The following is a 26780-nucleotide window of genomic DNA, read 5'->3' on the forward strand; positions in this document are numbered from 1 at the left end:
GGACTCTCCACGGCTCGATCCATACGATTCCCCCGTACTCATGCGGCACTTGAGTTTGCTGGCGAGGCACCTCCCACATGCGCACCACGCGTGAAGGTCTCGCCCGGAGGGGAATTCCGTGTTTTCAGTGTCTTCAGCATCCGCTTCGTCGTCCACGGTGACGACGGCGCATTCCATACGGAGCCGGAGCGGAGGTCGCCACCAGGAGCCGGGCCGGGGCGGACGGGGTCTCGGCCTCGCCCGGGCAGCGGCCGCTGTGCTGGCCTCGGGTCTTCTCGCGGGCGGCACCCTCGTCGGCGCGACGGCGGCGGCGGCGGCGGAGCCCGGTCAGCACCAGGGCGGCGCGACAGCCGTGCTGGACGACCTGAAGACCTACGACTACGCGCTGCTCAACAACGGTGAGGGTGGCAAGCCCCAGGAGCTCCCCGCCGGACTCTTCGAGATGAAGGTCGACGGCGGCGGCACGATCAAGACGTACTGCATCGACTTCCACACCCCGACCAAGGACGGCGCCAAGTACCAGGAGACCCCCTGGGACCAGTCCTCGCTCGGTAAGAACGAGAACGCGGGCAAGATCCGCTGGATCCTGCAGCACTCCTACCCGCAGGTCAACGACTTCGCGGCGCTCGCCGACGAGGCCGGGACCGGCCCGCTCACCGAGAAGACCGCCGCCGCCGGTACCCAGGTCGCCATCTGGCGCTTCTCGGACAAGGCCGACGTCACGGCCAAGGACGCGAACGCCGAGAAGCTGGCCGACTGGCTGGAGGAGAAGGCCCAGAGCGTCGAGGAGCCCAAGGCCTCCGTCGCCCTGGAGCCCGCCGCCGTCTCCGGCAAGGCCGGGGAGCGGCTCGGCCCGGTCACCGTCCGCACCGACGCCGACCAGGTCTCCGTGACGCCGCCCGCCGACGCCGTCGCCAGCGGGGTCAAGGTCACCGACAAGGACGGCAAGCCCGTCACCGAGGCGACCGACGGCACCGGCCTCTACTTCGACGTCCCCGCGGGCACCGCGGACGGTAACGCGTCGCTGAGCGTGCAGGCGACGACCTCGGTCCCCGTGGGCCGGGTCTTCACCGGGCTGATCAAGAGCCAGACGATGATCCTGGCCGGTTCGAGCGAGTCCACGGTCACCGCCGCGGCCACCGCCACCTGGGCCAAGACGGGCGCCGTCCCCGCGCTCACCGCGGAGAAGAACTGCGCCAAGGGCGGCGTGGACATCACCGCGACCAACAAGGGCGACGAGCCGTTCACCTTCGAGCTGGCCGGCACCGAGAACACCATCAAGGCCGGCGAGACCCGCACGGTGACCATCCCGGTCGCCGAGGACCAGGCGTACGACTTCACGATCACCGGCCCCGGCGGCTTCGAGCAGAACTTCAAGGGTGTCCTGGACTGCAAGACCGCAGGCACCCCGGCGCCGGGTGACGACACCGAGACGCAGACCGGCACGGAGCCCACGCCCGCGCAGACCGGCACCAGCACCGCCGGCTCCGACGGCGCCGAGGGCGACCTCGCCGCGACGGGCGGCTCCAGCGCCACCCCCGTGATCGCCGGTGTCGCCATCGCCCTCGTCGTCCTCGGCGGCGGCGCGGTCTTCTTCCTCCGCCGGAAGAAGACGCAGACCAGCTGAGTGGATGACCACCGGCGCATCGTGAGATCGCGCCGGTGAGGGGCCCGGTACGGACATCCGTACCGGGCCCTTCGCGTTGCAGGCGGGAGGAACCGCGCGTACCGCGGACCGGACTGGTTTCCGTCCTGGTACGGGTGTCAGGCAAGATGGGTGTATCTGCCCACACCTCTATTGCTGCCGGACGGTTTCTCTTGGCTGAGTTCATCTACACCATGCGCAAGACGCGCAAGGCGCACGGCGACAAGGTGATTCTCGACGACGTCACCCTGAACTTCCTGCCCGGCGCGAAGATCGGTGTCGTGGGGCCCAACGGTGCCGGTAAGTCCACGGTGCTGAAGATCATGGCGGGCCTGGAGCAGCCGTCCAACGGCGAGGCGTACATCACGCCCGGCTTCAGCGTCGGCATCCTCATGCAGGAGCCGGAGCTCGACGAGTCGAAGACCGTTCTGGAGAACGTCCAGGACGGCGCCGCCGAGCTCATGGGCAAGCTCTCGCGCTTCAACGAGGTCGCCGAGCTCATGGCGACCGACTACTCCGACGCGCTCATGGACGAGATGGGCAAGCTCCAGGAGGACCTGGACCACGCCAACGCCTGGGACCTGGACGCCCAGCTGGAGCAGGCCATGGACGCCCTGGGCTGCCCGCCCGGCGACTGGCCGGTCACCACGCTCTCCGGTGGCGAGAAGCGCCGTGTCGCACTCTGCAAGCTGCTGATCGAGGCCCCGGACCTGCTCCTCCTCGACGAGCCCACCAACCACCTCGACGCCGAGTCGGTGAACTGGCTGGAGCAGCACCTGTCGAAGTACGCGGGCTGCGTCATCGCCGTCACCCACGACCGGTACTTCCTCAACAACGTCGCCGAGTGGATCCTCGAGCTCGACCGCGGCCGCGCCATCGCCTACGAGGGCAACTACTCCACGTACCTGGAGAAGAAGCAGGCCCGCCTCAAGGTCGAGGGGCGCAAGGACGAGAAGCGGCAGAAGCGGCTCAAGGAAGAGCTGGAGTGGGTCCGGTCCAACGCCAAGGGCCGGCAGACCAAGTCCAAGGCCCGTCTCGCCCGCTACGAGGAGATGGCGGCCGAGGCGGACAAGATGCGGAAGCTGGACTTCGAGGAGATCCAGATTCCGCCGGGCCCGCGGCTCGGTTCCATCGTCGTCGAGGTCGAGAACCTCTCCAAGGCCTTCGGTGACAAGGTCCTCATCGACGACCTGTCGTTCACGCTGCCGCGCAACGGCATCGTCGGCGTCATCGGCCCGAACGGCGCCGGCAAGACCACGCTGTTCAAGATGATCCAGGGCCTGGAGACCCCCGACTCCGGCTCCATCAAGGTCGGCGACACGGTCAAGATCTCCTACGTCGACCAGTCCCGCGCCAACATCGACCCCAAGAAGACCCTCTGGGCCGTCGTGTCGGACGAGCTGGACTACATCAACGTGGGCCAGGTCGAGATGCCCTCGCGCGCCTACGTCTCCGCGTTCGGCTTCAAGGGCCCGGACCAGCAGAAGCCGGCCGGCGTCCTGTCCGGTGGTGAGCGCAACCGCCTCAACCTGGCGCTGACGCTCAAGGAGGGCGGCAACCTGCTGCTCCTCGACGAGCCCACCAACGACCTTGACGTCGAGACGCTGTCCTCGCTCGAGAACGCGCTGCTGGAGTTCCCCGGAGCCGCAGTGGTCATCTCCCACGACCGCTGGTTCCTCGACCGCGTCGCCACGCACATCCTGGCGTACGAGGGCGACTCCTCCTGGTACTGGTTCGAGGGCAACTTCGAGTCGTACGAGAAGAACAAGGTCGAGCGCCTCGGCGCGGACGCGGCCCGCCCGCACCGCGCCACGTACAAGAAGCTCACGCGAGGCTGATCGTGGCTCGTCACCTCTACAGCTGCCCGCTGCGCTGGTCGGACATGGACGCCTTCGGCCACGTGAACAACGTGGTCTTCCTCCGCTACCTGGAGGAGGCGCGCATCGACTTCATGTTCCGGCTGGCGCCGGGGGACGGTTCCCCGTCCTTCGCCGGCGGGTCCGTCGTGGCGCGGCACGAGATCGACTACGTGCGCCCGCTGGTCCACCGGCACGCGCCGGTGACCGTCGAGTCCTGGGTTACGAAGATCGGTGCCGCGTCGCTGACGATCGCCTACGAGATCAAGGACCCTGAGCAGGTCTACGTACGGGCGTCGACGATCGTCGTGCCCTACGACCTGGCCGAGGAGCGCCCCCGGCGGATCACCGCCGAGGAGAAGCTCTTCCTCCAGGAGTACCTCGATCAGGAGCCCGCTGCCGTATGACGGTGCCCGTGCGGTCGCTGCAGTTCGCCGACGCGAGGGAGGCGGCGGATCTCGCCGCCTTCCTCGGCCGGCTCCTCCGCTACGACCGGGCCGCCGCCGTCCGCCTCCAGGCGGGCGGCGGCGCGCTGGCGGCCTTCGGCCGGCCGCCGTCCTTCGACGTCCTGGCGATCCGCACGGCCCGGCTCGCCGGTGTCCACGACTTCGACGTCACCGTCTCGGCCGGCGAACTCCTCGAAGCGCTGGACACGGACGGGGCGGCAGGCCTCGACGCCCTGCCCGCACCCGTCACCGGCCCGCCCTGGACCGGTGTCCTCCCGCCCCGCGGAGGATGGCAGGAGACACCGGGCCTGCCCGGCCCGCCGGTCCTGCGCACCGTGCTCGCCGAGGCGGTCGCAGAGTTCCGGGCCCGCGACGCGGCGCTTCCCGAGCAGCTGCGTACGCGGACGGAGCGCGACCTCATCGGCCGCGACATCTGGTCCCGTACGGTCGGCGGCACCGAGCTCCCGCTGCGCGCCGTCCACGCCGCGCAGTCCCTCGGTTTCCTGCGGCAGGCGCCCGACTTCCCCATCGCCCTGCTCACGGCCGGCGCGTGGCTGCGGCTGCGCACGCCCTACGGCTCGATCGCCCTGCGGGGCGCGGGCGGTGGGCTGGGCACCCTCGCCGTGACGGTCCGAACGGCCTGAGCGCCCCGGTCGCCCGTCACTCCTCCGGCGCGTCCGGCCACACCCCGATGTGGTCCCGCTCCAGCTCGAGCATCACCCGGTGCTCCATCCCCAGGGCCTCGGTGTAGTCGGCCGGCAACTGCAGCCGCCCCGCCCGGTCGAGCATCGCGTACTCCCGCGCCACCTGGGACTCCTGCCCCGTCGCCGCGTCCACCTCGGTGCGGCGCAGGACCTCGGAGGACGTACGGCCGTCACGGATGGCGACCGTGCGGCGTACCTCGCTCGCCACCGCCTGGTCGTGCGTGACGATCACGATCGTCGCACCGAGCTCCTCGTTGGCCCGGCGGAACGCGGCGAACACCTGCTCGCCCGTGGCCGAGTCCAGTTCACCGGTCGGCTCGTCGGCGAGCAGCACCGACGGGTTGTTGGCCAGGGCCACCGCGATCGCCACCCGCTGCTGCTGACCGCCCGACATCTGGGCGGGACGGCGGTCACGGCAGTCCGTGATCTCCAGCATCCGCAGCAACGACTCGGCCCGCGCGGCCCGTTCGCGGGCACGTCCGCCGCCGCGCAGCTGCATCGGGAGCGTGATGTTCTGGACGGCGGTCAGATACGGCAGCAGGTTGCGGGAGGTCTGCTGCCAGACGAAGCCGACCACGTCGCGGCGGTAGCGCAGCCGCTCCTTCGGGCCCATCGCCAGCAGGTCGCCGCCCGCCACCTTCGCCGACCCCGCCGTGGGCACGTCGAGGCCGGCCAGAATGTTCATCAGGGTGGACTTCCCGCTGCCCGAGGCGCCGACCAGTGCCATCAGCTCGCCCTCGGTGACGAGCAGGTCCAGACCCTGCAGTGCCTGGACCTCCACCCCGTCCACGGAGAAGATGCGGACCAGCCGGTCGCAGGTGATCAGCGCGTCGTGCCCGTACGACGGCCTGTCGAGGCGTGCGGCGGCCCGCTGTTCGAGTTCCGCCAGTGTGGTCTCCGCGGACGGCGTCATCGGCTCTCTCCTGCTCTGAGTTCCCTGATCGATCCGCGGCGGCTCGCCCACCACGCCTGGACACCGGCGACGGCCGCGGCCAGGACCACCACGCCGAGCGCGGGAAGGACCAGCGACACGGTATCGGCCCGCAGCGAAGCGGCCCGCGGAGTCCCGGGGTCTCCACCGGCGAGCGCCAGCGCCGCCAGGTCGATGCCGGGGGCCAGCAGGGCGATGGTCGCCCAGCCGACGAGGAGCCCGCCGACCGCGGCCAGCAGCACCTGCGGCATGGCCTCGGAGGCGAGCAGCCGTCGGCCCTGCCGGGTGGTGAGCCCCATCGTGCGCAGCCGGGCCAGCAGGGTGGTGCGTTCCGGCGCGGTCTGCAGCAGCGACAGGAGCACGGCGAGCAACGCGTATCCGGCGCCCGCCGCGACCGCCGCACCGTAGATCCGCTCGGCGCCCGACTGGATCGGGGTGTCGACGAACGTCTCCCGCTCCGCCGACCGCAGCCGGACAGCGAATTCCGGGCCGGCCGCCCCGGCGACGGCCCGGAGCTCCTTGCCGTCGAGCGCCGCCCCCGTCACCAGCAGTGTCGTGGGCTCCCGCTGTGCGAGCGAGGCGGCGTCGACGACCAGGAACTCCGCGTCGCTCACCGCCGAGGTGCGGGGGAGGACCGCGGCGACCCGCACCCTGATGTCCCCGGCCTCTGACCGCAGGGTGTGCGGCCCCTCGCCGAGCCGTTTCCCGAGCGCCGGTGAGACGACCGCGGGGAGCACCTCGTCCCCGCCGGGACCGTTCGCGATCCGGGAGGCGGGGAACGACGGAAGACCGCCGGTCCGGGCCAGCCGTGCGTACGACTCCGGCTCGACCCCCAGCAGCGTCACCCGCTTCGTGTCCGACCTGACGTCCTCGGACGCCGCCAGCGGCGTGCCGTACTCGATGTGCACGGGCGCCACGTCCTCGACACCGGGCAACGCCCGTGTCCTGCGGACGTCGTCGGCGGAGAGGGGAGCCGGCCCGCCCTCCCCGCTGATCCGGGCGTCCGCGCCGACCGCCCGGAGCGCCGCGTCGTCGCGCGCGCCGGCGACCCCGGCGAGTACGGACCCCCCGAACGCCGCCGTCGTCAGGGCGATCAACAGGGCCAGCAGCGGCAGCGTACCGCTCGCGGACGACCGGCCGGCCCGGGCCAGTGAGAGGAAGCCGACCGCCCCGCGCAGCCTCGCGACCGGGCGGGAGACCAGCCGCAGCGGGAGCGGGTAGAGCCGTACCAGTACGAGCGCGGCGATCAGCCCGACCAGGACGGGGGCGGAACTGACCAGCGGGTCGGTGCCCGAGCCGGCCGTCGCACCACGGCGGCGCAGGGCCACCACGGCGCCCACGGCCAGGACGAGCAGGGTCAGTTCGGCGACCGTACGCCGCCGGGACGGCTTGACGGTCACCACGTCCTCGCGGGCGCCGTGCAGCAGCGGCCTGCGGTGGTGCAGCGTCGTACGGAGCGGCAGCGCCACGCAGACCAGCCCTGCGACCGAGGCGGCGCCCACGACGGCGGGCCACCACCGGGCCTCGCCGATGAGCAGCACGGCCGACAGCAGCCCCAGCGCCGCCGCGGGCAGCACGGCCACCGCGGTCTCGGCGAGGAGCCGCGCGCCGATGCCGCGCAGCGAGCCGCCGCGGGAGCGCAGCAGGGCGAGCTCGCTGTGACGGCGGGCGCCGATCAGTCCGCCGGTCATCAGCAGGACGACGAGGGCGACCGCGCCGATCCCTACAGCGGCGACCGTCACGACAGGACTGATCGCGCCACGCATCGTCGTGTAGGCGTCGAGGATCGAGTCCAGGTGGGTCGTGAGCGTGGTGTTCGGCCCGGCGACGGTGCGCAGCGTGAGCAGCTCGGGCCCGTTCTCCATGGCGGCGACGGCGGTCCGCAGCCGGGGCACGTCCCCGGAGGTGAGGCGCGTGGCGTCGGGCGCGAGACGCCAGTACAGCTCCGGCTCACCGGTGGTGGCGAGGAGGACGGGGGCCGCGTCCTGGGGCAGCAGCAGCGCCGCCGACCAGTAGGAGACGGGGGTCGGGGAGCCGGGGTCCCGGATCAGGGACGGTGAGCGGAACAGCGGTTCGACCGCCCAGTAGCCGCTTTCGGGCCGCAGGGGCGTGACGACGCCCGTGATCCGGACGGTCAGCGGCTCCCCGCTCTGCGTGGGCACCGCGATCGTGGAACCCGGCTTCATCCGCAGCTCGGCCGCGGTCTCCTCCGTGACCGCGGCCTCCACCTCACGGGTCGCGCGTGTCACCTCCCCGTGAACGGCCGGCCAGCGCCCCTCCCGGAGCCTGCTGTGTGCGGGGAGCGCCGACGGAGCGGCGTAACTCAGCTGGGGTGGCATGGCGTCCGGCCGGGGCAGCCAGGGCTCGGTGGCGGTGATCGGCTTCGTGGTGTGCACCCCGTACGAGGAGCGCGGCACGTCGGCCCGCACGGGCTCGGCGAGGCTTTGGACCAGGGCCCGGTGGGTCCGGGTGAGCGTCTCGCCGCGCATGGCCTCCTCGCGGACCGCGGAGGGCTGCCCGAGGGAGGGCGGTGGCGTCGTCACCTCCAGGACGTTCTGGCCCGGCGGCGCGCTCGCCACGTCATGGCGCAGCGCCTTCGTCTCGTACGCGTCGACGGAGCGCGGGAACGCGGCGGCGAGGAAAGCGGTCACGAACACCAGGAGCGCGAGAGCGGCGGAGATCCCGGGAGCGGTACGCAGCCGTGTGCGCACCCAGGGGGCGCAGGCGGCCGGAAGCTTGGCGGCGTGCATGTCAGTTGTCTCCCTGGTGGCGCAGCGACACCGCCGGATCGGCGCGGCGCAGTGTGATCGCGGCGACGGTCAGCAACGGCAGTGCGGCGACCGAGGCAAGCAGTACGGCGACGTGTCCGGCCGGCAGCAGCACCAGCACGTCCGGTACGGGCCTGGCGGCCTGCCCCGTCAGCACGACCAGCGGCACGACGGCCCTGGTCAGTACGGCTCCGAGGGCGAGTCCGATCAGCAGGGCGAGGGTGATCAGCACACCCTGTTCGGCGGCCTGCATCCGGGCCAGCCGGCGACGCGAGGCGCCAAGCGCCCGCAGGACGGCGAACTCGGCGGTCCGCTCACGCAGCGAGCCCACGAGGCCGACGGCGAAACCGACCGCGGCCAGCGCCGCGGCTGCCACGGCGACCGCCAGCAGCGCGGACCGGGGCCCCGCCCCCAGCGGATCGTCCGTCAGATCCCGTACCGCCTCGTCGCGGACCCGGACCTGGGCCGGGTCGGTCCCGGGGAGCGCACGCAGCCCGGCCGCCACCTTCGGACCGTCCCCCGGCGCGGTACTCAGCCACCACTCGGTGGGTGCGAGCGTGGCCCCCGGCCGGTGGGCCAGCACCTGGGAGACCGCCCCGAGGTCGAGCAGCAGGCTTCCGCCCGGCCTGGTGGCGGACTCCTGTGCGTCCCCCGCCGCCCCGGGGGCTGCGGCGCCGGAGCCGGTGGTGGGCAGTTCCCGCACCGACTTCACCAGGGTCACGCGGACCGTGTGGCCCGCCAGCGTGACGTCGACCTCCTGGCCCAGCTTCGCCCCCGCGTACGTCAGGAACGCGTCGGTCGCCACCGCTTTCGGCGCGGGCGCCGCTGGACGGGCGGCGGCGATCCGCAGCGTGGTGACCGGGCCGCCGCCGAAGAACGCCTCCTCGGGCGGGACCGCCCCGGTGCCGTAGCGGAAGGCGGGCGCGGAGCCCGAGCCGCTCACTTCCTGCGGTGTCCCACCCGGCCGCTCCTCACCCCCGTCCGTCACGGTCGTCGAGGCCCGCCACGTCACTCCGTCCGCCGCCGGCACGGGCCGTTCACTGCCGTCGGCGGCGAGCGGCCTCAACGCTGTCACGGACACCAGCCGCGTCTCGGAGCGGCCCACGGGCACGTCGCCGTCCACCTCGAAGCCGGTGACGGCGAGTTCACCCGAGGGGGACACCGGGACGGAGACGGTGTGCTCCCGGCCGTCGACCGGGACGGTCCCGGCGCCGACCCGGTAACCGATGCCGTAACGGTCCTCCAGAAGAACGCCGACCAGCGGTGCCGAACCGGACGGCGCCCTGCCGCCGGGCGCCGAGGTGTCACGGATCCGCAGACCGATCAGCACCCGGGCGGTGTCCTTGGGGAGCACGACGCCGGTGCGCGCCGCCTTCGCCGGCGCGATCGCGTCGAACAACGTCCGCGGTGCCGAGTCCGCGAGGTCGTCGCGCATCAGCATCCGCTCGCCGGCGTGCGCGGTGGCCAGGGCGAGCACCTCGGCCGTCCGCCCGCCGGAGAGTTCCACCGACGTACGGAAGGCCGGCGCGGCGTCCCGTACGCCCGGCAGGCCGGAGTACGGGGCGGCGGTCGCCGGATCGCCGCCGGGTCCGCCCACCATCCGCACCGAAGCGCCCGACGCGAAGTCCGCCTGGTCGCGCTGGGAACGGTCCCACGACGCGCTCTGACCGATCGCCAGCATGCCCGTCGCCACGACCGGCACCAGCAGCAGCACCGGGCCCGTGCCGCGCAGCGGGCGCCGGCTGAACTGCCAGCCGGCCAGCGCCGCGGACAGGCCCCGCCCGCCCGCCGCGCGGCGTTCGGCGAGCCGCGCCGCCGGCGGCAGCAGCCGCAGGGTCAGTACCGTGCCCGCCAGGAGCGCCAGCGCGGGGGCGGCCACCAGCAGCGGGTCGATGCCGAGCCCACCCTCCCGGTCACTGCTGAGCACACCGCTGCCCGAGGCCCCGGTCCGCCGGTCCAGCTGCCAGTACGCCACGCCGGCGACGAGCAGCAGGCCGATGTCCGCGCCCGCCCGCACCGGGCCGGGCAGCGCCGCCGCCCGTCCACCCCGTTGGCCGCCCGAGCTCCCCGAGAGCGCGGGCGCCACCACGGCGAGCGCGCAGGCCAGCGCGACGGCGCCGGCCACCAGCCACACCGTGCCGTCGACACCGTCGTCGAGCCGCAGCCCGATCCGGGTGAGCCCACTCCGGTCGGCGAGCAGCCGGGTCAACGGGCCGGCCAGCAGGGGGGCGGCCACGGCGGCGGGCGCCGCGAGCATGAGTGCCTCGATCGCGGCCAGCGAGGCCGTCCGGCCCCGGGAGCCGCCCCGCGCCCGCAGCAGTTCCGTCTCGCCGCCGCGCTCGCTGCTCAGCAGCCGGGCCACGAGCAGCAGAGCGTACCCGGCGAGAAGGACGAGCTGGACGGCGACGATCATGATCGTGGAGCGGGACACCAGCAGCGCCCGGCCGACCTGGCCGAGGACGGTGGGCAGCGAGGTCCGCGCGATGGCTCCGTCACCGAGGGCGGGGGAGGCCCGCAACGCCTTCGGGCCGGCCGTCGACGCCCGGGCCAGTGCCCGCGTCCGGTCGGTGGTCAGCGTGCGGAAGTCCGCGGAGGCCAGCCAGGACAGCCGATCGGAAGTGACCCGTCCCGAGCCGAACACCGCCGGGTCGGTGAGCAGCGGACCGTAGGTGGTGAAGACGACCTCGCGGACCCCGCGCCCGGCCAGCGGGTCCAACTGCCAGTACGGATCGGCCAGGTCGGCCGCCTCGTACAGGCCGGTGATCTCGACGCGGAGCGGTGCTCCGCCCAGCCGGTCGGTGAGGGTCAGCTTCGCACCGGGCTTCAGCCGCAGGGCCTCGGCGGCCGTGCGGGGCAGCGCCACCTCCACGGGCCCGGCAGCCTTCCCCGCGCCCCCGGCGGGCAGGCGGCCCGCGGTGAGCCGGACCCGGCTGCGGTCGAGGGAGGCGAAGTGCGTGAGATCCGGGTCACCGCGCCGCTCGGACCGGGTCCGCGCGGTGCGCGGCAGCGCGTAGGGGCCCGAGCTCTCCAGCTTCCGTACGGTCACCGGCAGGCCGTCGAAGGTCTCACCGGCGGCCCGGCGCACCGCGGCGTCCGCCTCCGCACGCTTCTGCCGGTCCACCCCGGCGGACACGAAGAGGGAGGCCGATTCGGCGGACCGGTGGGTGAGCGTGTGCCGCAGGGCGGCATCGCCCATGGAACCGGAGAACGCGGTGAGGGCGGCCAGCAGGCACGTGGTGAGCAGCACGGCCAGGACGGCGGCGGCGAGGAGGAGCCGGTGCGCCCGCACCCGCAGAAGGACGAACCCCGTCACCTGATCCCCCGAAGCCTCAGCACTCGCACGCCCCCCGACGTTCCGAGGATGCTTTCAGAGTGCACGGGCCCCTGGTAACCGGCCGGGGCTACACCTTGATGGGATCGTGACCGTTATGCGAGGACGGAGTACCGGATTCCGCACACGCTCCGGACCGCACGATCGGTGTGCGGAGTCAGTCCGCCGTGTTGATCATCGAGGCGGCCGCGTAGGTGAGGTAGTCCCACAGCTGCCGCTCGTGTGCGGCGGACAGGCCGAGCTCGTCGAGCGCGACGCGCATGTGGGCGAGCCAGGCGTCATGCGCCGCCCGGTCCACCTGGAAGGGACCGTGCCGCATCCGCAACCGGGGGTGCCCCCGCCGGTCGCTGTAGGTGCGGGGCCCGCCCCAGTACTGGATGAGGAAGAGGGCGAACCGCTCCTCGGCCGCACCCAGGTCCTCCTCCGGATACATCGGCCGCAGCAGCGGGTCCTCCGCGACGCCCTGGTAGAAGCGGTGGACCAGGCGCCGGAAGGTGTCCTCGCCGCCGACCTGCTCGTAGAAGGTCTGCTCCTGAAGCGTGTCGCGCGGAATGTCTGTCACCCGTCCATCGTCGCAGACGCACCGGCCGAGTACCGGGGTCCTAGGACCCCGGTACCGGTCAGGTGTACGAGCGTCATCAGTCGCGGCGGACCGTGATCGTCGTCCAGGCCCCGACGTGCACCTGGTCCCCGTCCTGGAGAGGCACCGGGACGTACGGCTGGATCGGGTCCGCGGCGCCGTTGAGCGTGGTGCCGTTGGTGGAGTTCTGGTCGACGACCGCCCAGCTCCCGTCCGGCTGCTGCACCAGCACGGCGTGCTGGTGCGAGACGCCCGGGTCCTCCGGCGGCACGGCGAGATCGATGTCGGGGGACTCGCCGGTGCTGTGCCGGCGGCGGCCGATGGTGATCTGGCTGCCGGTGAGCGCGACACGCTGCTCCGGGGAGTACGCGGGCAGGTTGAGCCCGGTCGCCTCGGGGCCGCTGCGCTGCATCATCGCCAGGAAGTAGTCGCGATCCGGTGCGACGACGGCCGTCCAGCTGCCCGGCGCCTGGTCACGGCCCTGCCCCTGCCCCTGCCCCTGCCCTTGCCCCTGTGCCTGACTCTGCACGGGACCCTGGCCGGGGAACTGCTGCTGAGGTGCCTGAGGCGCCTGAGCTGCCTGAAGGCCCTGCTGGAAGGCCGGCGGCGGCTGCTGCTGCGAGGGCGGCGGCAGCATCCAGTCGTCGTCCCCGCCCGTCTGCGGAGCACGCGGCTGCGGAGGGGCGGGCGGCGCGGACTGCTGCTGGAACGAAGGCGGCGGCGGACCCTGCCGCTGCTGCTCGAACGGAGGCGGCGGGCCCTGCTGCCCGGGCCGGCCCTGCGGCTCGAAGGGTGAGGGCTGGCCGGGCTGCTCCTGCCGCTCGAAGGGTGAGGGCTGGCCGGGCTGCTCCTGCCGCTCGAACGGCGACGACGACTGCTGCTGGAACGAGGGCGGAGGCGGCGGTCCCTGCTGGAATGCCGGCGGCGGGCCGGACCGGCTCCCCTGCTCCGGCGAGAGGGGCTCCGCCGGCCGGTTCATCTGCGAGGGGCGGGAGCTCTGGTACTCGAACGGGTCACGCTGCTGCTGAGGCGGCGGCCCCTGCTGCGCCTGGAAGCCGGGCGGCAGGTTCAGACCGGGCACCGGGCCGCCCACGCCGCCCTGGGGGGCCAGCGGGGTGTACGACGTCGCCGTGTTCGTGAGGAAGTTCCAGCGGCACTCCTCGCAGAACGGCGCCATCGGCTCGCGGGGCGTACGGCACTGCGGGCAGAGCTCCGCCTGGGCGGTCGGCTCTCCCGGGCCCGAGCCCTGCGGGTAGCCGTATCCGGGCGCGGGCGGCGGGGGAGGCGGCGGGGGGACCGCGCCCGTGGGCGCGCCCGCCCCGGCCATGCGATGGCCACAGACCTCGCACCAGTCCTCGGAACCCGACTGGTGTCCGTTCGGGCAGGTCGGCATGTCGGCGCTTCCCCCTCTCCTCGTCCGGCCCGGAGGCCGTCATGCTCGTAGGTGTGCCGTCGGGGCGAGCCGGCCGGCCCTCCGTACGGCTGTGTCGTTGTCGTTCTTGCCGCTATTTCTTGACGCGAACGGTCTTGGTCGAGCGCGTTTCGAGTGTCATCTCGTCCGCTTCCGCCACCCTCGCTTTCAGTCGCACAGTACCGGTCGCCGCGTCGACGACGTCGACCACCTTCGAAAGGAGTTTCGCGGTGTCCGCGTTTCCGGAGGCCGACGCGAGCTGCACGGCCCGGCCCAGTTTCGCGGTCGCGCCGTCGAAGTCACCCGATTTACGCGCATCCAGGCCCTGCTGAATGACTTGTGCCAGTTCAGCCTGCCCCGTGTAGTGCGCGACCTGCGGGTTGATCGAGGTGGACGCCACCATGTCGTCCGTCCACACGGCGCGCACCAGACCCTGGGAGAGGGTGTGCGGAACTCCCCCTCCCGAGGGTGCGGGAAGGATCAGCGAGACGCGGGCCGCCAGCATCTCCTGGCCGATCCCGGCCTGCGGAACCCGTACGCACACGTGGTAGTCCCGGGACTCGTCACCCCAGGAGCCGGTCGGATAATCCCCGGCGCGCGGCCCCGCCTCGGTGCGCCGGTCGGTCAGGTCGGCGACGGCGGGCGCCACCTGCTTGACGAAGACGATCTCGACACCGACGGGCGTCCAGAGCCGGAGAGCCACGTCCGCGACCTCCTTGCCCATCGCGTTCTCCATCATGTGCGTGAAGTCCGCGGCGAGTCCCACCGGATCGGCGACGATGTCGGCAGTGCCGAGCAGGGCCGAGGCGATCGCTGTGACCTCTTTCACCTCCCAGTCGGTGCCGACGCCCCGGGCGTCACAGGTGAAACGGCCCGCACAGGCGTCCAGCGCGGCACGCAGGTCCTCGGGGGACTCGTGCTCGTTGCGCCCGTCGGTGAGGAGGATGCCGTGCCGGATGTCCACATCGGAGGCGGCGAGCAGCCGGTCGGCCAGCCGCAGCCACGTGCCGATCGCCGTACCACCGCCCGCGCCGAGGTGGCGCAGGGCCTCCTTCGCCTGCGCCTTCGTCCGCGCGTCCGCCGTCGCCAGCCGGCCGTCGCCCGGATACACGTCCTTGGCGACGTGGGTCCCCGCGACCACGGCGAACCGCGTGCCGTCGCGGAGGGTGTCGATGGCTGCCGCCGTCGCGTCCCGTGCGTTGCGCATCTTCGTCGGCGGGTAGTCCATCGAGCCGGAACAGTCGACCATCAGCACGACGGCGGCATCCGCTCCCCGGCCGGGCCGGCGCGCGTCCGCCGGGACCGCACCGGCCGGCGGCACACCGCCGGTGGTGCCCCCGCCCGTCGAGGTCACGGTGACGATCGCGTTGACCTCGCGTCCGCCTTCGGGCAGGTAAGCGTTCTGGTACACCTCGACGGAGAACTGCGGCACCTTGGACTTGGAGAAGTTGGCCATCTGATCGGCTCCTTGAGGCTCCACGTATGTCAGATGAAGACAGATGTGCGGACAGAGTTCAGGACAGGCAGGTCGCACGGGTCGCACAGGTCGCGGAGGTCGGTCGGGCAGGGCGGGCGGCTCACACGGGTCGGGCGGCTCACACGGGTCGGGCAGGCGGGACGGGACCGGGAAGCGGGCCCGTCCGGTCGCGGGTCAGGCGGTGCCGCAGGCCGATCATGCCCCCTGTGACGGCACGGCGAACGGCAGGAGAGCCACTGTTACGTTGTCGTGGCCCCCACCGTCGAGCGCGTGACCGACCAGCACCTGTGCTCCGTGCAACGGCCGTTCGTACGCGTCGGCCGGCACGGCCGCCGCCATCTCCGCCGCGGCCTCCGCGTAGTTCCACAGACCGTCGGTGCAGACCACCACGAGACCCGGCCGGTCCGGTTTGAACGACGCGGTGTGGGGCTCCAGTTCGTATGCGTCGGCGCCGAGCCAGCCAGTGATGGCGTGAGCACGCTCGTCGGCGTACGCCTCCGCCTCGTTCATCAGGCCGGTCGCCACCATCTGCGCGGCCCAGGAGTCGTCCTCCGTGAGCCGGGCGGGCGGGTGGGCGCGGTCCTGGGGCACCCAGTACACCCGGCTGTCGCCGACCCATCCGACGACGAGCAGCCCGCCCGCCGAGATCGCGCCGACCAGCGTGCAGGCCGGTGCGTTCTGATGGCGGTGCGCATCGTGCTCCGTCGCCCCGCCGGGTTCCTGGGCCAGGGCGTTGACCGCCTCGGACGCGGCCAGGATCGCGTCGTGCATCGCCTGCTGCGGATGCGTACCGCGCGGCAACGACTCCATCAGCGCCCCGTTGGCGGCGACGGCGGCCGCGGCCGACGCCTCGTCGGGGCGGGTCGCCGACGAGACGCCGTCGCACACGATGGCGACGACGGCCGGTGATCCGTCGGGCAGGGCGGTGCCGGACACCGCGAACGCGTCCTCGTTGCGATGGTGGCGCAGGCCCCGGTCGCTGACCGCGGCCACGGAGCCGAGCTCCTGCTCCATGTGGTCGCGCTCGCGGGGCTGGGCGTGGCCGCAGTTCTCGCAGTAGCCGTCGGGGTCCACGTGACCGGAGCGGCAGGCGACACAGACCTTGCCGCGGGCCGCGGCCCCGGCGTGCTCCGCCGTACGGGGATCGGGAGCGGCCAGCTCGAAGTCGCCCGAGGTGTCACCCGTGCCGCCGGGCTCGTCGAGGCGGACCGCCGACGGGGCCGCGGTGGGCAGGGGCTTGCCGCCGGAGTCCGTCCCGGGGAGGTCGGTCGGCCGGTGCGTGGGAGCCGGGTGGTCCGAGCTGTCGACCTCGGAGGCGGCCGGCCACTCCACAGCCCCCGCGCCCTGCGCGCCGGCGTCCGTGCCCTGCGCCCCCGTGCCCTGTGGACCCGTGCCCTGTGGACCGGTGCCCTGTGCCGGGACCGTGATGGCGACCGTCGGCCGGTCGCCCGGAGGCGCGGGAACGGCCGAGAGGTCGTAACCGCAGGCTCCGCAGAACAGGTCGCCCGACTCCAGCGGTTCCTCACAGCTGGGGCACCCCGGCAAGGAGGCCTGCTGGTGGCTCTGTGACATCTTCACACCCAGGTCCGGGGGCGGAAACGGTTGGCCCGCTCCACCAGTTCGATCCTCTCGTCCCCCCGCTGCGCGAGCCGGGCGAGCATGCGGTAGGAGCGCTCGAGGCCGAATCTGAGGCCCCGCTCGTCCAGCTCGCTGCCCAGCAGCGTCCTCGGCCCCGTGGTCGCGGGGGAGACCGGGGCCGGGGCCCCGGCCGAGGGACTACCGGAGAGTACCCAGTCGAGTCCCGTACCCAGCACCTCGGTCGACAACTGCTCACGGCGCACCGCGTCCAGGCCGTACTCCCGCAGTGCCGTCACCTGGGCCGCGGCGGCCGAGAGGTCGTAGATCAGCGGCTCGCGCGGGTCGCGTCCGCGCAGCCGTGCCCGCACCGAGGCGACCCGGGCCGCCGTGTAGTGGATCGACGACTCCGGTACGGACTCCAGCGTCCGTACCGCCCCCGCCCGGTCCCCGGCGGCGATCTGCACCCGGGCCAGGCCGAACGCGGCGCTCACGAAGCTCGGGTCGGTCGCCCACACCAGGCGGTAGTACTCGGCGGCGTTGTCCAGCTGGCCCAGCACCTCCGCGCAGACGCCCAGCGCCAGCTTGGGCGCGGGCTCACCGGGGAAGGCGTCGTAGACCGCGTCGAAGGACAGTGCGGCGTTCTCGTTGTCACCGGTCACCAACGAGGTGACTCCGCGGTACCACACCACCCGCCAGTCGTCCGGGTGCTGCGTCTCCACCGCCGTCAGCGCCCGTACCCCGGGGCCCAGTTCGCCCAATTCGAGGCGGGCACGCAGTTCCCGCAGCCGGGTCTCCAGCGAGGCGGCGGGTATCGAGTGCAGTGCGGAGATCAGCTCGGCGGGCGCCGATGTCATCAGTCCGGCGAGGAATCCCGCGTTGGGATCGTTCGCGTCGACCCGCGGCACCGGCAGGGCCAGGGCGGTCGCCCGTGCGTCGAAGGCCACGAGCCGGGGACCACGGGACGCGTACGCGGCAGGGAGCGGCGCGGGAGCGGGGGCCGCCGCGCGGGGCGGCGGAACCACCGGCCGGGTCCGCGCGTGGCCGAACGCGCCGCCGGCGCCGCCCGCCGTCCCGCTCCCGGTGCTGCCCCGCACATGGGTGTCCGGCGCGTGCACGGGCCCGGCGCCCGGGGCGCCGTACACGGGAACGGCCGCTCCCTGTCCGCCCACCGGCAACGCGGCGGCCACCGGGGCCGCCACCGCACCCTGCGGGACGGGCACCGGTGCGGGAGCCACCGCGGCGGTGCGGCGCCGCCCGAAGCGTCCCGTACCGCCGGCCGGGGCCCCGCGGGCGCCGAGCAGTGAGGCGTCGCCCGGCGGCTCCGCGAACAACTCCGTGTCCGTCACCCGCGGTTCCGTACCGAACAGGGTCGACAGTGCCGGGCGCGGGCGGCCCGTCTGCAGGGCCACCACTTCCCGCAGCACGCCCGTCAACTGCTCGGCCATCTCCGCGGCCGAGGCGAACCGACGCGCCGGATCGGGGTCCGTCGCCCGCACCAGCAACCGGTAGAACGACTCGTACGTGCGGAAGACCTCGATGCTGTCCGGGTCGGGCAGCGAGTCCACGAAGACGTTCGTGTACCCCTGGAAGTCGAAGGTGAGGACCGCGAGCGTCCGGGCGACCGTGTACAGGTCCGAGGCGACGGACGGGCCGGTCTCGGCCACCTCCGGGGCCTGGTAGCCGACGGTGCCGTAGATGGCCGACTCGGCGTCGTCCATCCTGCGCACCGCGCCCATGTCGATGAGCTTGAGCTGGTCTTCGGTCTGGATGGCGTTGTCGACCTTGAAGTCGCAGTACAGCAGATTGCGGCTGTGCAGGTGGCCGAGCGCGTCCAGCGCCTCGATGCCGTACGCGCACGCCTGCTCGACCGGCAGCGGATCCCGCTTCCCGGCCGGAGTCCGCCGCTCGTTGGCGATCTCCTTGAGTGCCTTGCCGCCGACGTACTCCATCACTATGTAGCCGTCGAGCGAACCGGTGCGCTGGTCGAGGTGTTCCACGAAGTTGTAGATGCGGACGATGTTGGAGTGCTCGATCTCCGCGAGGAAGCGCCGCTCGGAGATGGCCGCCGCCATGGCGTCCTGGTCCCCGGTGTCCAGCAGGCCCTTCAGGACCACCCAGCGGTCGGAGACCGCACGGTCCACGGCGAGATAGACCCAGCCGAGCCCGCCGTGCGCCAGGCAGCCCGCCACCTCGTACTGCCCGTGCACGACGTCGCCGCCGCGCAGCTTGGGCACGAAGGAGTACGGGTGCCCGCACTTGGTGCAGAACCCTTCCGTGCGGCCCGGCCGTTCGCCACGGGACCGGCCCACCGGGGCCCCGCAGTCGGAGCGCGAGCAGAACCGCTTCCGCTCGGGAACCTCCGGATTCTCCATCACGGCGGTCTGCGGATCGGGCCGGGGCACGTCCGGGACCAGCACCAGGCCGGCGCCCAGCCTGCCCCGCCCCGAGGAGGCGCCGGTCGAGGTGCCAGAGGAGCGCACCGACACCGAGCGGGACGTGGACGCCCCGGACAGGGAGCGGGAGAGCCGCCCGGAGACCGAACGCCGCGAGGTGGACGAGCGGGACGAGGACCGGGAGGACGCCCGTGAGCCCGTGCGCTGCGAGGTGCTGCCGCTTCCCCGGCTGCCCGCTCCGCCGCCGCCCGCGATGCCGGTGGGCGGCGAACTCACCATGCCCGTCGGCGAGACGACCGGCGCGAGGCCGCACGTTCCGCAGTACAGCTCGCCGCCGCCCATGTCCTCGTAGTCGCCCTCGCACCCGGGGCGCTGGCACTGCGCACTCATGATGTCTCCCCCTGTCCGCCGGGTCCGCCCGGCGGGTGCGGTGTCAGCGAATCGGCGGCGGCCTGCTGGTAGCGCAGCACCGCCTGTTCGGCGACGCGCAGATCGCACGGCGCGCTCCACAGCATCCGGCGGGCCGCGTCGTACCGTTCGATCAGGAACGGGTCCTCCGCCATGCCGTGCCGGGCCACCTTCGCCCTGTACGCGTCGAGCCGGCCCCGCAGTTCTGCGCGGACGGCGAGCGGCGCCGTCACGGACGTCAGCGACTCCCGAGCACGCAGGAGTTCGTCCTCGGCCTCCCGCTCCAGCGAGTCCAGCAGCGGGGAGAGCCGGTTCCACTGGGCGTGCCGGCGGTACTCCGAGGCCGCGGCCAGCCGTTCCTGCAGTGCGGTCGGCGGGCCGCTGACCGCCGGCACCTCCGAGGCGGCGATCTTCGCCAGCACCTCGCCCCGCGCCGACCGGGCCTCGGCGAGCGTGCGGTCCGCCCGCGACAGGACGTCCCGCAGCCGGGCCAGGCGCTGCTCGGCGTCCTGCCGGACCGCGAGCACCGCCTCGATCTCCCGGCGTACGTCCTCCAGGGCCCGGGCCGCACGGTCATAGCGTGTGGTGTCGGGGCGTCCGCCGCCGGGCGCGGCGCTGCCGGGCCCCGGCAGCCAGAACGCCAGCGGGTCGGAGATCACCTGCACGCGCAGCGTGGCCAGCTCCTCGGTGATCTCCTCCAGGTCGTCACCGGCCGGATGCTCGCCGGGCCGCACGCCGACGGAGTGTGCCAGCGAGCGCGTACGGCGCAGCTCGGCGGCGAGCAGGTCTATCCGGGCCGGCAGGGCCGACCACACGGAGTCCGCGGCGACGACCATGTCGAGCGAACGGGCGTACAGGTCGTTCATCCGGGCGACCAGTTCCTCGAGCGTGAACCGCTCGGAGAGCCTGGCCGGACCGCTGAGCGAGGGACCCGGGCCGACCGCCCCCGCGTTCGCGACGGTCACGCTGTCGCCCCTCAGCACATCCGTGAGGGCCGCCAGGTCGTCCTTGCTGGGGTGGCGGCGTGCGGCCCGGATCTCCCGGGCCGCCCTCAGCGCCCCCGCGTATGCGTCGAAGTACCCCCACAGCAGGGTGATCGCATGCTCGGCCGCGGCCCAGCGCTCCTTGGTGACGCCGGTCAGCTCGGCGCCCTCCAGGAGCCGGCGGCCGGCGTGGTCCTGCAGGGCGAGGAGGGAGGTCTCGATGGCCTCGTGCTCCGCGCCGAGCCGGGCCAGTGCACGGTCCGCCTCGTCCCGGTCCATGACCGGGACGGAGGGCCTCCCCGCGAAGCTGGGGAAGGATCCCGCGACGCCCATCGATCACCTCTCCGCTCGTCCGCCGGGCCCGCGGGCCCGGACGGGGTCAGTTGTTCCGGTACTTGGGCGCCGGGGGCGCCGTGATTCCGGGCAGGCCCTGCGCCAGCCACTCGCGGTAGGACCGCATCCAGGGGCTGTCCGCGCCACCGCTGCGGTACTCCTCGAGCACATGGTTGATCCGGGCCACCAGGTCGTCGGCGCCGCGCTTCGCCGCCACCCCGTAGTACTCGGTGGTGAACGGCCTGTCGCCCTTCAGCTCCACGGCCGGGTCCTGCGCGGCCTGGCCGGCCGCCAGGGCGTTGTCCGTGACCACGGCGTCGACCTCACCGAGCTGCAGCCGCACCAGGCAGTCCAGCTGGTTGGGGACCGTCAGCTGGTCCCGGTCCCGTTCGGTGCCGTCGTGCTCGTCCCGGAAGACCGCCCCGTAGGACTCCTCCTCCATGGCCTCGAAGGCCGTGGAACCCTCCGCCGTGCAGACCCGCTTGCCCTTCAGCGATGCGTCGTATCCGGTGATCTCCGAGTCCTTGGGGGCCAGGACCTGCTGCCCGGCCTGGAAGTAGGCGGTGGAGAAGGAGACCTGCTCGAGGCGCTTGCAGTTGATCGTCATCGTCCGTACGACGACGTCGACCCTGTCGTGCTCCAGCGCGGCGATGCGCTGATTGGTCGGGATGGCACGGAAGATCACCGCGTCGGGGTCGCCGAGGATGTCCTTCGCGATGGCCCGCACGAGATCGATGTCGAAGCCTTCGAGCCTGCGGGTCTCCGGATCGCGGTAACCCCACCGGAAACTGTTCTGGTCCACGCCCGCGATCAGCTTGCCCCTCTTGCGGATCCTCGCGATGTCCGGTCCGTCGGTGTTCGCCGCCGGCACGCTCGCCTCCGGGTCCGTGCACGCCTCCGCCTTGGCGGAAAGCGCGGACGTCACACCCTGACCCACGGCGGTCCCGTCGGAGGAGTGGCCGCTGTGCGCCAGTGGCAGCAGGGTGAGCGCGGCCGTGACGGCACAGGCCGCCGCCATGCCCGTCACGCCGCCCCAGCCGCGCAGCCTGACGCGTGCCACCCGGCCCTTCGCCCTGGTCATCGCTCCCCCTCTCACCGGTACTCCGAGAGTCTGCGGTTGATCCCGGCGATCGTGGCGACCGCACCCAGGACGGCGAGGACGGCGGCCCCGGCGGGCAGCCCGCCCAAGGCCCCTTCGCCGTCCTCGGCCGCCGCCGTGAACTCGCTCTGTTCCTGGGCGAGTGCCTCGCGCAGGGCGTTGTCCACCTGCTCGAAGGACTCGCCCGTGGAGTCCTCGGGGCCGATGATCTGCTTCAGGGCGCCGTCGTAGTCACCCGTGTCGTCCGTCGCCCGTGCCTTCCTGTGGCGCTCCTGCCACTCGGACACACCGCTGACGGCATCCGCCACCGGCTTGCGCCCCCGGGAGTCGTCGGCGAGCTTCCCGGCGCTCTCGAGCTGCTCGCCCAGAGACGCCATGCCGGTGCCGTAGTCGGTCTCGTACTTGTCCTGCGTGCCGTCCGCGGTGAGCACCGCGCCGCGGGCGACGAGCGTGAGGTTCTCGTTGGCGCGGGCCTTGAGCGAGTTGATCCGCGCCTTGTTGAGGACGTCGAGCGACTCCTGGCCGTGCGCCATCGCGTCACGCATTTCGGCCCGGGCCACCGTGTGCCCCACGGCCAGCCACAGCAGCACCACGGTCGCCGCGGCGGTCGCCGCCAGCAGCCCGCGGTTGAAGACCCGGTTCGTCCTGCGGTAGTTGCGCCGCTGCGTCCACACCAGGGCGGCCAGCACCACGATCCCGAGGACCAGCGAGACGAAGGGCCACTGCCGGGCGTCGTCCGAGTCGGCGTCGAGCCGCCCGGTCTCCGCCGCGTACAACCGCTCGGCAGCCGGCAGGAGTTCGGCGGCCATCTTCTGGTTGGCGTACCGGAGGTAGGCGCCACCGAGCGGCAGCCCCTGCCGGTTGTTGGCCCGGGCCCGCTCGACCAGTCCCGTGTACTCGGGCAGCAGTTCGTTGAGGGTGGTGATCTCCTTCGCCGAGGAGGTGGACGTGCCGGTGCTCGCCGCGGCCCGTACGAGGAGCCGGGAGGCCTGCGCGATGTCGCGCTCGTACTGCGCCTGGACGTCCTTCGGCTCCTGCGCCCCCGCCAGGAAGCCGCTCGCCGCCATCGTGTCCGCGTCGGCCAGCGAGCGGTAGATGCTCGCCGCGTCCGCGCTGAGCGGCTGACTGCGGCTCACCACGTCGTGGGCGGCCGAAGCCCGGCCGTCGATCTCCAGGGCGGTGACGGCTCCGAAACCCAGGACCAGCAGGGCCAGTACGGCGCCGATGATCTGCAGCCTGCCCGGTTCGGTCGTCGCCGCGGCCCGCACCTGCTCGGCGGCACCGGACCGGAGACCGCGCCGCTGCGTGGGTACGGCCACGGGCGCGGCCGGCGGGGCGGGCGAGCCCGCCAACTGCGGCTCCCCGTTCGGCGGGTATGTCACTCGACCTCCCCCTCGGTCACTGACGTCGGCCCGGGCCCCCGGCCGATCGGAGGACTGGTACCGGCCAGAAGTATGGCGGCAGAGACGGGTATTCACCAGGAAGGCCCGGTCCCGGCATCGATCCCCGCGTGCGTGTGTCCGACGTATCCGGTATTCGATCAGTACCGACGCGGCCGATCAAGGCGGTCGGCCGGAAGGAACCCCCGAACTCCCCCCGGAACGGTTCGATCTCCCCCTCATGAACACGTGTGGGACACCTGATCGGTTCCCGTGCGCGAGGGGCGTTCCGGGGCACGGGCCGCGGAACGCCCCTCGGGGGTGTCAGGCGTAGTGCGCGCGCAGCCGGGCGTGCACCTCGGGGGCCGCCCCGGCACGGTCCAGGCCCAGGAGCGCGGCGCCCAGCACCGGGGGAGCCGAGACGACCCGGATCACGGCCTTCGGAGCGCGCACGGCGAGGAGTTCGGCGATCCGCTCGTCCAGTGCCGGATGACGTGCCGCCAGCACGCCTCCGCCCAGCACCACCGGGACCTCCTCCTCCAGCAGGTCCAGCCGGGCCAGCGCGACCGAGGCCATCGCCACGATCTCGTCGCCGAGCCGGGCCACCAGATCACGCGCGATCCGGTCGCCGGCCGCGCCGGTGGAGAACAGCACCGGTGTGAGCTCGTGCCGGCGTTCGTACGGGATGTGCCCCAGGTGCAGTGCCTCGATCAGCGCGTACATCGAGTCGAGCCCGAAATGCCCCGGCAGGGTCCGGACCAGTTCGGTCGGCTCACCGCGCCCGTCCTCGGCCCGGGCCGCGTACCACAGGGCCTCCTCCGCGAGCCCCGAACCGCCGCCCCAGTCACCGGACATCCGGCCGATCGCGGGGAAGCGGGCAGTGGCTCCGTCCGGCCGCATACCGACGCAGTTGATCCCCGCGCCGCACACCACGGCCACACCGCGGGGCTCGTCCACCCCGGCGCGCAGGACGGCGAAGGTGTCGTTGCGCACCTCGACCGTGCGGCCCCAGCCGCGGGTGCGCAACGCGTCCGCCAATCCCTTCTCCTCGACGGGCAGGTCCGCGTTGGCGAGACAGGCCGAGACATGCCCGGCTCCGTCCACCCCGGCCTGTGCCAGCGCGGGCAGGACCGCCTCCGCCAGCCCGTCCATGGCCGCGTCGACCCCGACGGCGGGCGGCTGGAAGCCACCCCCGCGTGCGGCGCCGAGAACCGTGCCGTCGGCACCGATCACGGCCACGTCGGTCTTGCTGTTGCCCGCGTCGATCGCGAGCACATGTGCGGTCAGGCCCACGCCAGGTGCTCCCGGTTGTGCGCGATCAGCTTGTCGGTGAGCGCCTCGGCGTACTCGAACTGCCCGATCAGGGGGTGGGCCATCAGTGCCTTGAACACCCGGTCGCGGCCACCGCGCAGCGCGGCGTCCAGGGCCAGGTCCTCGTAGGCGGTGACGTGCCCGATCAGCCCGGCGTACAGCGGGTCCAGCGCGGGCACGGCGAGCGGTGTCGCACCCGTGCCGTCGACCCGTGCCTGGACCTCGATCACCGCGTCGTCCGGCAGGAAGGGCAGTGTCCCCTTGTTGTAGGTGTTGACCACCTGCACCGCTGAGCCGCCCCCGCCGAGGAGTGAGGACGCCAGGTCCACCGCCGCCTCGGAGTAGAAGGCGCCCCCGCGCTTGCCCAGCAGCGCCGGCTTCTCGTCCAGCGCAGGGTCGCCGTACATCTCCAGGAGCTCCTTCTCCATCGCGGCGACCTCGGCCGCCCTGGAGGGCTTGGTGCCGAGCTCCCGGACGACCTCGTCATGCGCGTAGAAGTACCGCAGGTAGTACGAGGGCACGACGCCGAGCCGGTCGACGATCTGCCGCGGCATGCGCAGGTCGCCGGCGATCGCGTCGCCGTGCTCCGCGAGCAGCTTCGGCAGGACGTCCTCGCCGTCCGGGCCGCCGAGGCGCACCCCGAGCTCCCACGTCAGGTGGTTGAGCCCGACATGGTCGAGGTGCACCTCGGCGGGCGTCACGCCGAGCAGCGCGGCGAACTTGCGCTGGAAGCCGATGGCCACGTTGCACAGGCCGACGGCCTTGTGCCCGGCCTGGAGGAGCGCCCGGGTGACGATTCCCACCGGGTTGGTGAAGTCGATGATCCAGGCGTCGGGATTGGTGCGGCGGACGCGCTCGGCGATGTCGAGGACGACCGGAACCGTGCGCAGCGCCTTGGCGAGACCACCGGCCCCGGTGGTCTCCTGGCCGACGCAGCCGCATTCGAGCGGCCAGGTCTCGTCCTGGTTGCGGGCCGCCTGCCCACCGACACGGAGCTGGAGCAGCACCGCGTCGGCGCCGGCCACCCCGGCGTCGAGGTCGGACGTGGTGACGATCCTTCCCGGATGGCCCTGCTTGGCGAAGATCCGCCGCGCCAGGCCGCCGACCAGCTCCAGCCGGTCGGCCGCCGGGTCGACGAGCACGAGCTCCTCGACCGGCAGGGTGTCCCGCAGTCGCGCGAAACCGTCGATCAGTTCGGGGGTGTAGGTGGACCCGCCACCAACTACTGCGAGCTTCATGGTGCTCAGCCCTTTACTCCGGTGAGGGTGACGCCTTCTACGAAGGCCTTCTGTGCGAAGAAGAAAACGATGATGACCGGCGCCATGACGAGCAGCGTCGCGGCCATGGTCAGGTTCCAGTTGACCGCGTGGGCGCTCTTGAACGACTCCAGGCCGTAGCTCAGGGTCCAGGCGCCCGGGTTCTGCGCGGCGTAGATCTGCGGCCCGAAGTAGTCGTTCCAGCAGTAGAAGAACTGGAAGAGGGCCACGGCCGCGATGCCGGGCTTGGCCATCGGCACGACGATCTTCAGGAGGGTGCGGAACTCACCGCATCCGTCCACCTTCGCCGACTCGATGTACTCCTGCGGGATGGTGAGCAGGAACTGCCGCAGCAGGAAGATCGAGTAGGCGTCGCCGAACGCCATGGGGATGATCAGCGGCCACAGGGAACCCGAGAGGTGGAACTGCTGGGACCACACCAGGTACATCGGGATGACGATGACCTGCGGCGGCAGCATCATCGTGGAGATGACGAGGATCATCGCTGTACGCCGGCCCCGGAAACGGAACTTCGCCAGGGCGTAGGCGACCGGCACCGACGAGCACACCGTGAACACGGTGCCCAGCAGCGCGTACATCAGCGAGTTGCGCCACCAGTCGAGGAACCCGGGGGTGTGGAAGACGGTCGAGTAGTTCGACCAGTGCCAGGAACGCGGCCACAGGTCACCGCTCATCGCCTGCCCGTCGCTCATCACCGAGGTGAGGAAGACGAAGACGAACGGCAGGACGAAGAACAGGGCGAGCGCCACGGCCACGGAGTGGACCGCGATCCAGTTGAGGACGCGCCTACGGCGCTGTCCGGCCGCGTCGGTGTGTCCCGAGCGGCTCGGCACGGTGGTCTCCGGCCTGGTCAGGGTGGTGGTGGTCATC

General features: G+C 72.8%; 18 protein-coding genes. 4 read left to right on the top strand and 14 right to left on the bottom strand.

The window, feature by feature from the left end:
• Nucleotides 1-118 precede the first annotated feature (118 nt).
• The 4 genes from QFZ58_RS24190 to QFZ58_RS24205 all read left to right on the top strand — a co-directional run bounded on the left by QFZ58_RS24190 (nt 119) and on the right by QFZ58_RS24205 (nt 4591).
• Complete coding sequence (locus tag QFZ58_RS24190) at nt 119-1627, top strand: Cys-Gln thioester bond-forming surface protein (RefSeq protein ID WP_373428583.1); 1509 nt, start codon at nt 119-121, stop codon at nt 1625-1627.
• A gap of 191 nt (nt 1628-1818) precedes the next feature.
• The gene (gene ettA / locus QFZ58_RS24195; RefSeq protein WP_307126998.1) at nt 1819-3483 is read left to right on the top strand and encodes an energy-dependent translational throttle protein EttA; all 1665 of its coding nucleotides are present in this window, start codon (nt 1819-1821) and stop codon (nt 3481-3483) included.
• Nucleotides 3484-3485: 2 nt separating this feature from the next.
• On the top strand, nt 3486-3908 hold the full coding sequence (locus QFZ58_RS24200; protein ID WP_373428584.1) for an acyl-CoA thioesterase: 423 nt from the start codon (nt 3486-3488) through the stop codon (nt 3906-3908).
• The gene (locus QFZ58_RS24205) at nt 3905-4591 is read left to right on the top strand and encodes a hypothetical protein (protein ID WP_307126999.1); all 687 of its coding nucleotides are present in this window, start codon (nt 3905-3907) and stop codon (nt 4589-4591) included. The genes QFZ58_RS24200 and QFZ58_RS24205 overlap by 4 nt, the downstream gene beginning before the upstream one ends.
• Before the next feature lie 16 nt (nt 4592-4607).
• Here QFZ58_RS24205 and QFZ58_RS24210 read toward each other — a convergent pair whose 3' ends face one another.
• The 14 genes from QFZ58_RS24210 to QFZ58_RS24275 all read right to left on the bottom strand — a co-directional run bounded on the left by QFZ58_RS24210 (nt 4608) and on the right by QFZ58_RS24275 (nt 26779).
• Complete coding sequence (locus tag QFZ58_RS24210; RefSeq protein ID WP_307127000.1) at nt 4608-5564, bottom strand: ABC transporter ATP-binding protein; 957 nt, start codon at nt 5562-5564, stop codon at nt 4608-4610.
• Nucleotides 5561-8332, bottom strand: a complete 2772-nt coding sequence (locus QFZ58_RS24215; RefSeq protein WP_307127001.1) for an FtsX-like permease family protein — start codon at nt 8330-8332, stop codon at nt 5561-5563. The genes QFZ58_RS24210 and QFZ58_RS24215 overlap by 4 nt, the downstream gene beginning before the upstream one ends.
• Before the next feature lies 1 nt (nt 8333).
• Nucleotides 8334-11663: an FtsX-like permease family protein gene (locus QFZ58_RS24220; protein ID WP_307127002.1), complete on the bottom strand. Its 3330-nt coding sequence runs from the start codon at nt 11661-11663 to the stop codon at nt 8334-8336.
• Between the two features lie 175 nt (nt 11664-11838).
• Nucleotides 11839-12243, bottom strand: a complete 405-nt coding sequence (locus QFZ58_RS24225; RefSeq protein ID WP_307127003.1) for a globin — start codon at nt 12241-12243, stop codon at nt 11839-11841.
• A gap of 76 nt (nt 12244-12319) precedes the next feature.
• A complete protein-coding gene (locus QFZ58_RS24230) occupies nt 12320-13654 on the bottom strand; it encodes an FHA domain-containing protein (RefSeq protein ID WP_307127004.1) in 1335 nt (444 codons plus the stop codon).
• A 112-nt stretch (nt 13655-13766) separates the two neighbouring features.
• Complete coding sequence (locus tag QFZ58_RS24235) at nt 13767-15128, bottom strand: VWA domain-containing protein (RefSeq protein WP_307127005.1); 1362 nt, start codon at nt 15126-15128, stop codon at nt 13767-13769.
• Nucleotides 15129-15344: 216 nt separating this feature from the next.
• On the bottom strand, nt 15345-16721 hold the full coding sequence (locus tag QFZ58_RS24240; RefSeq protein ID WP_307128973.1) for a PP2C family serine/threonine-protein phosphatase: 1377 nt from the start codon (nt 16719-16721) through the stop codon (nt 15345-15347).
• A gap of 2 nt (nt 16722-16723) precedes the next feature.
• Nucleotides 16724-19510 (bottom strand): serine/threonine-protein kinase, encoded by a 2787-nt coding sequence (locus QFZ58_RS24245; protein ID WP_307127006.1) that lies wholly within the window; start codon nt 19508-19510, stop codon nt 16724-16726.
• Nucleotides 19507-20844 carry a hypothetical protein gene (locus QFZ58_RS24250; protein WP_307127007.1) on the bottom strand — a complete coding sequence of 446 codons (1338 nt, stop codon included), beginning with the start codon at nt 20842-20844 and terminating at the stop codon, nt 19507-19509. Before QFZ58_RS24250 ends, QFZ58_RS24245 begins: the two co-directional genes overlap by 4 nt.
• 46 nt (nt 20845-20890) lie before the next feature.
• Nucleotides 20891-21925, bottom strand: a complete 1035-nt coding sequence (locus tag QFZ58_RS24255) for a glutamate ABC transporter substrate-binding protein (protein ID WP_307127008.1) — start codon at nt 21923-21925, stop codon at nt 20891-20893.
• Between the two features lie 11 nt (nt 21926-21936).
• Nucleotides 21937-23325 carry a hypothetical protein gene (locus QFZ58_RS24260; protein WP_307127009.1) on the bottom strand — a complete coding sequence of 463 codons (1389 nt, stop codon included), beginning with the start codon at nt 23323-23325 and terminating at the stop codon, nt 21937-21939.
• 321 nt (nt 23326-23646) lie between these two features.
• On the bottom strand, nt 23647-24615 hold the full coding sequence (locus QFZ58_RS24265) for an N-acetylglucosamine kinase (protein ID WP_307127010.1): 969 nt from the start codon (nt 24613-24615) through the stop codon (nt 23647-23649).
• Nucleotides 24606-25871, bottom strand: a complete 1266-nt coding sequence (locus QFZ58_RS24270) for a 6-phospho-beta-glucosidase (protein ID WP_307127011.1) — start codon at nt 25869-25871, stop codon at nt 24606-24608. The genes QFZ58_RS24265 and QFZ58_RS24270 overlap by 10 nt, the downstream gene beginning before the upstream one ends.
• Nucleotides 25872-25876: 5 nt before the next feature.
• Nucleotides 25877-26779 carry a carbohydrate ABC transporter permease gene (locus tag QFZ58_RS24275; RefSeq protein WP_307127012.1) on the bottom strand — a complete coding sequence of 301 codons (903 nt, stop codon included), beginning with the start codon at nt 26777-26779 and terminating at the stop codon, nt 25877-25879.
• Nucleotide 26780 lies beyond the last annotated feature (1 nt).

The sequence above is a fragment of the Streptomyces sp. B1I3 genome, from assembly GCF_030816615.1.
Classification (GTDB): domain Bacteria; phylum Actinomycetota; class Actinomycetes; order Streptomycetales; family Streptomycetaceae; genus Streptomyces.

Bases quoted from the DNA above. Each gene is read 5' to 3' on its own strand.
- QFZ58_RS24215 (WP_307127001.1), bottom strand. From the start codon at position 8,332: ATGCACGCCGCCAAGCTTCCGGCCGCCTGCGCCCCCTGGGTGCGCACA.
- QFZ58_RS24240 (WP_307128973.1), bottom strand. From the start codon at position 16,721: ATGTCACAGAGCCACCAGCAGGCCTCCTTGCCGGGGTGCCCCAGCTGT.
- QFZ58_RS24245 (WP_307127006.1), bottom strand. From the start codon at position 19,510: ATGAGTGCGCAGTGCCAGCGCCCCGGGTGCGAGGGCGACTACGAGGAC.
- QFZ58_RS24270 (WP_307127011.1), bottom strand. From the start codon at position 25,871: ATGAAGCTCGCAGTAGTTGGTGGCGGGTCCACCTACACCCCCGAACTG.
- QFZ58_RS24210 (WP_307127000.1), bottom strand. From the start codon at position 5,564: ATGACGCCGTCCGCGGAGACCACACTGGCGGAACTCGAACAGCGGGCC.
- QFZ58_RS24250 (WP_307127007.1), bottom strand. From the start codon at position 20,844: ATGGGCGTCGCGGGATCCTTCCCCAGCTTCGCGGGGAGGCCCTCCGTC.
- QFZ58_RS24205 (WP_307126999.1), top strand. From the start codon at position 3,905: ATGACGGTGCCCGTGCGGTCGCTGCAGTTCGCCGACGCGAGGGAGGCG.
- QFZ58_RS24275 (WP_307127012.1), bottom strand. From the start codon at position 26,779: ATGACCACCACCACCCTGACCAGGCCGGAGACCACCGTGCCGAGCCGC.
- QFZ58_RS24230 (WP_307127004.1), bottom strand. From the start codon at position 13,654: ATGCCGACCTGCCCGAACGGACACCAGTCGGGTTCCGAGGACTGGTGC.
- QFZ58_RS24235 (WP_307127005.1), bottom strand. From the start codon at position 15,128: ATGGCCAACTTCTCCAAGTCCAAGGTGCCGCAGTTCTCCGTCGAGGTG.
- QFZ58_RS24255 (WP_307127008.1), bottom strand. From the start codon at position 21,925: ATGACCAGGGCGAAGGGCCGGGTGGCACGCGTCAGGCTGCGCGGCTGG.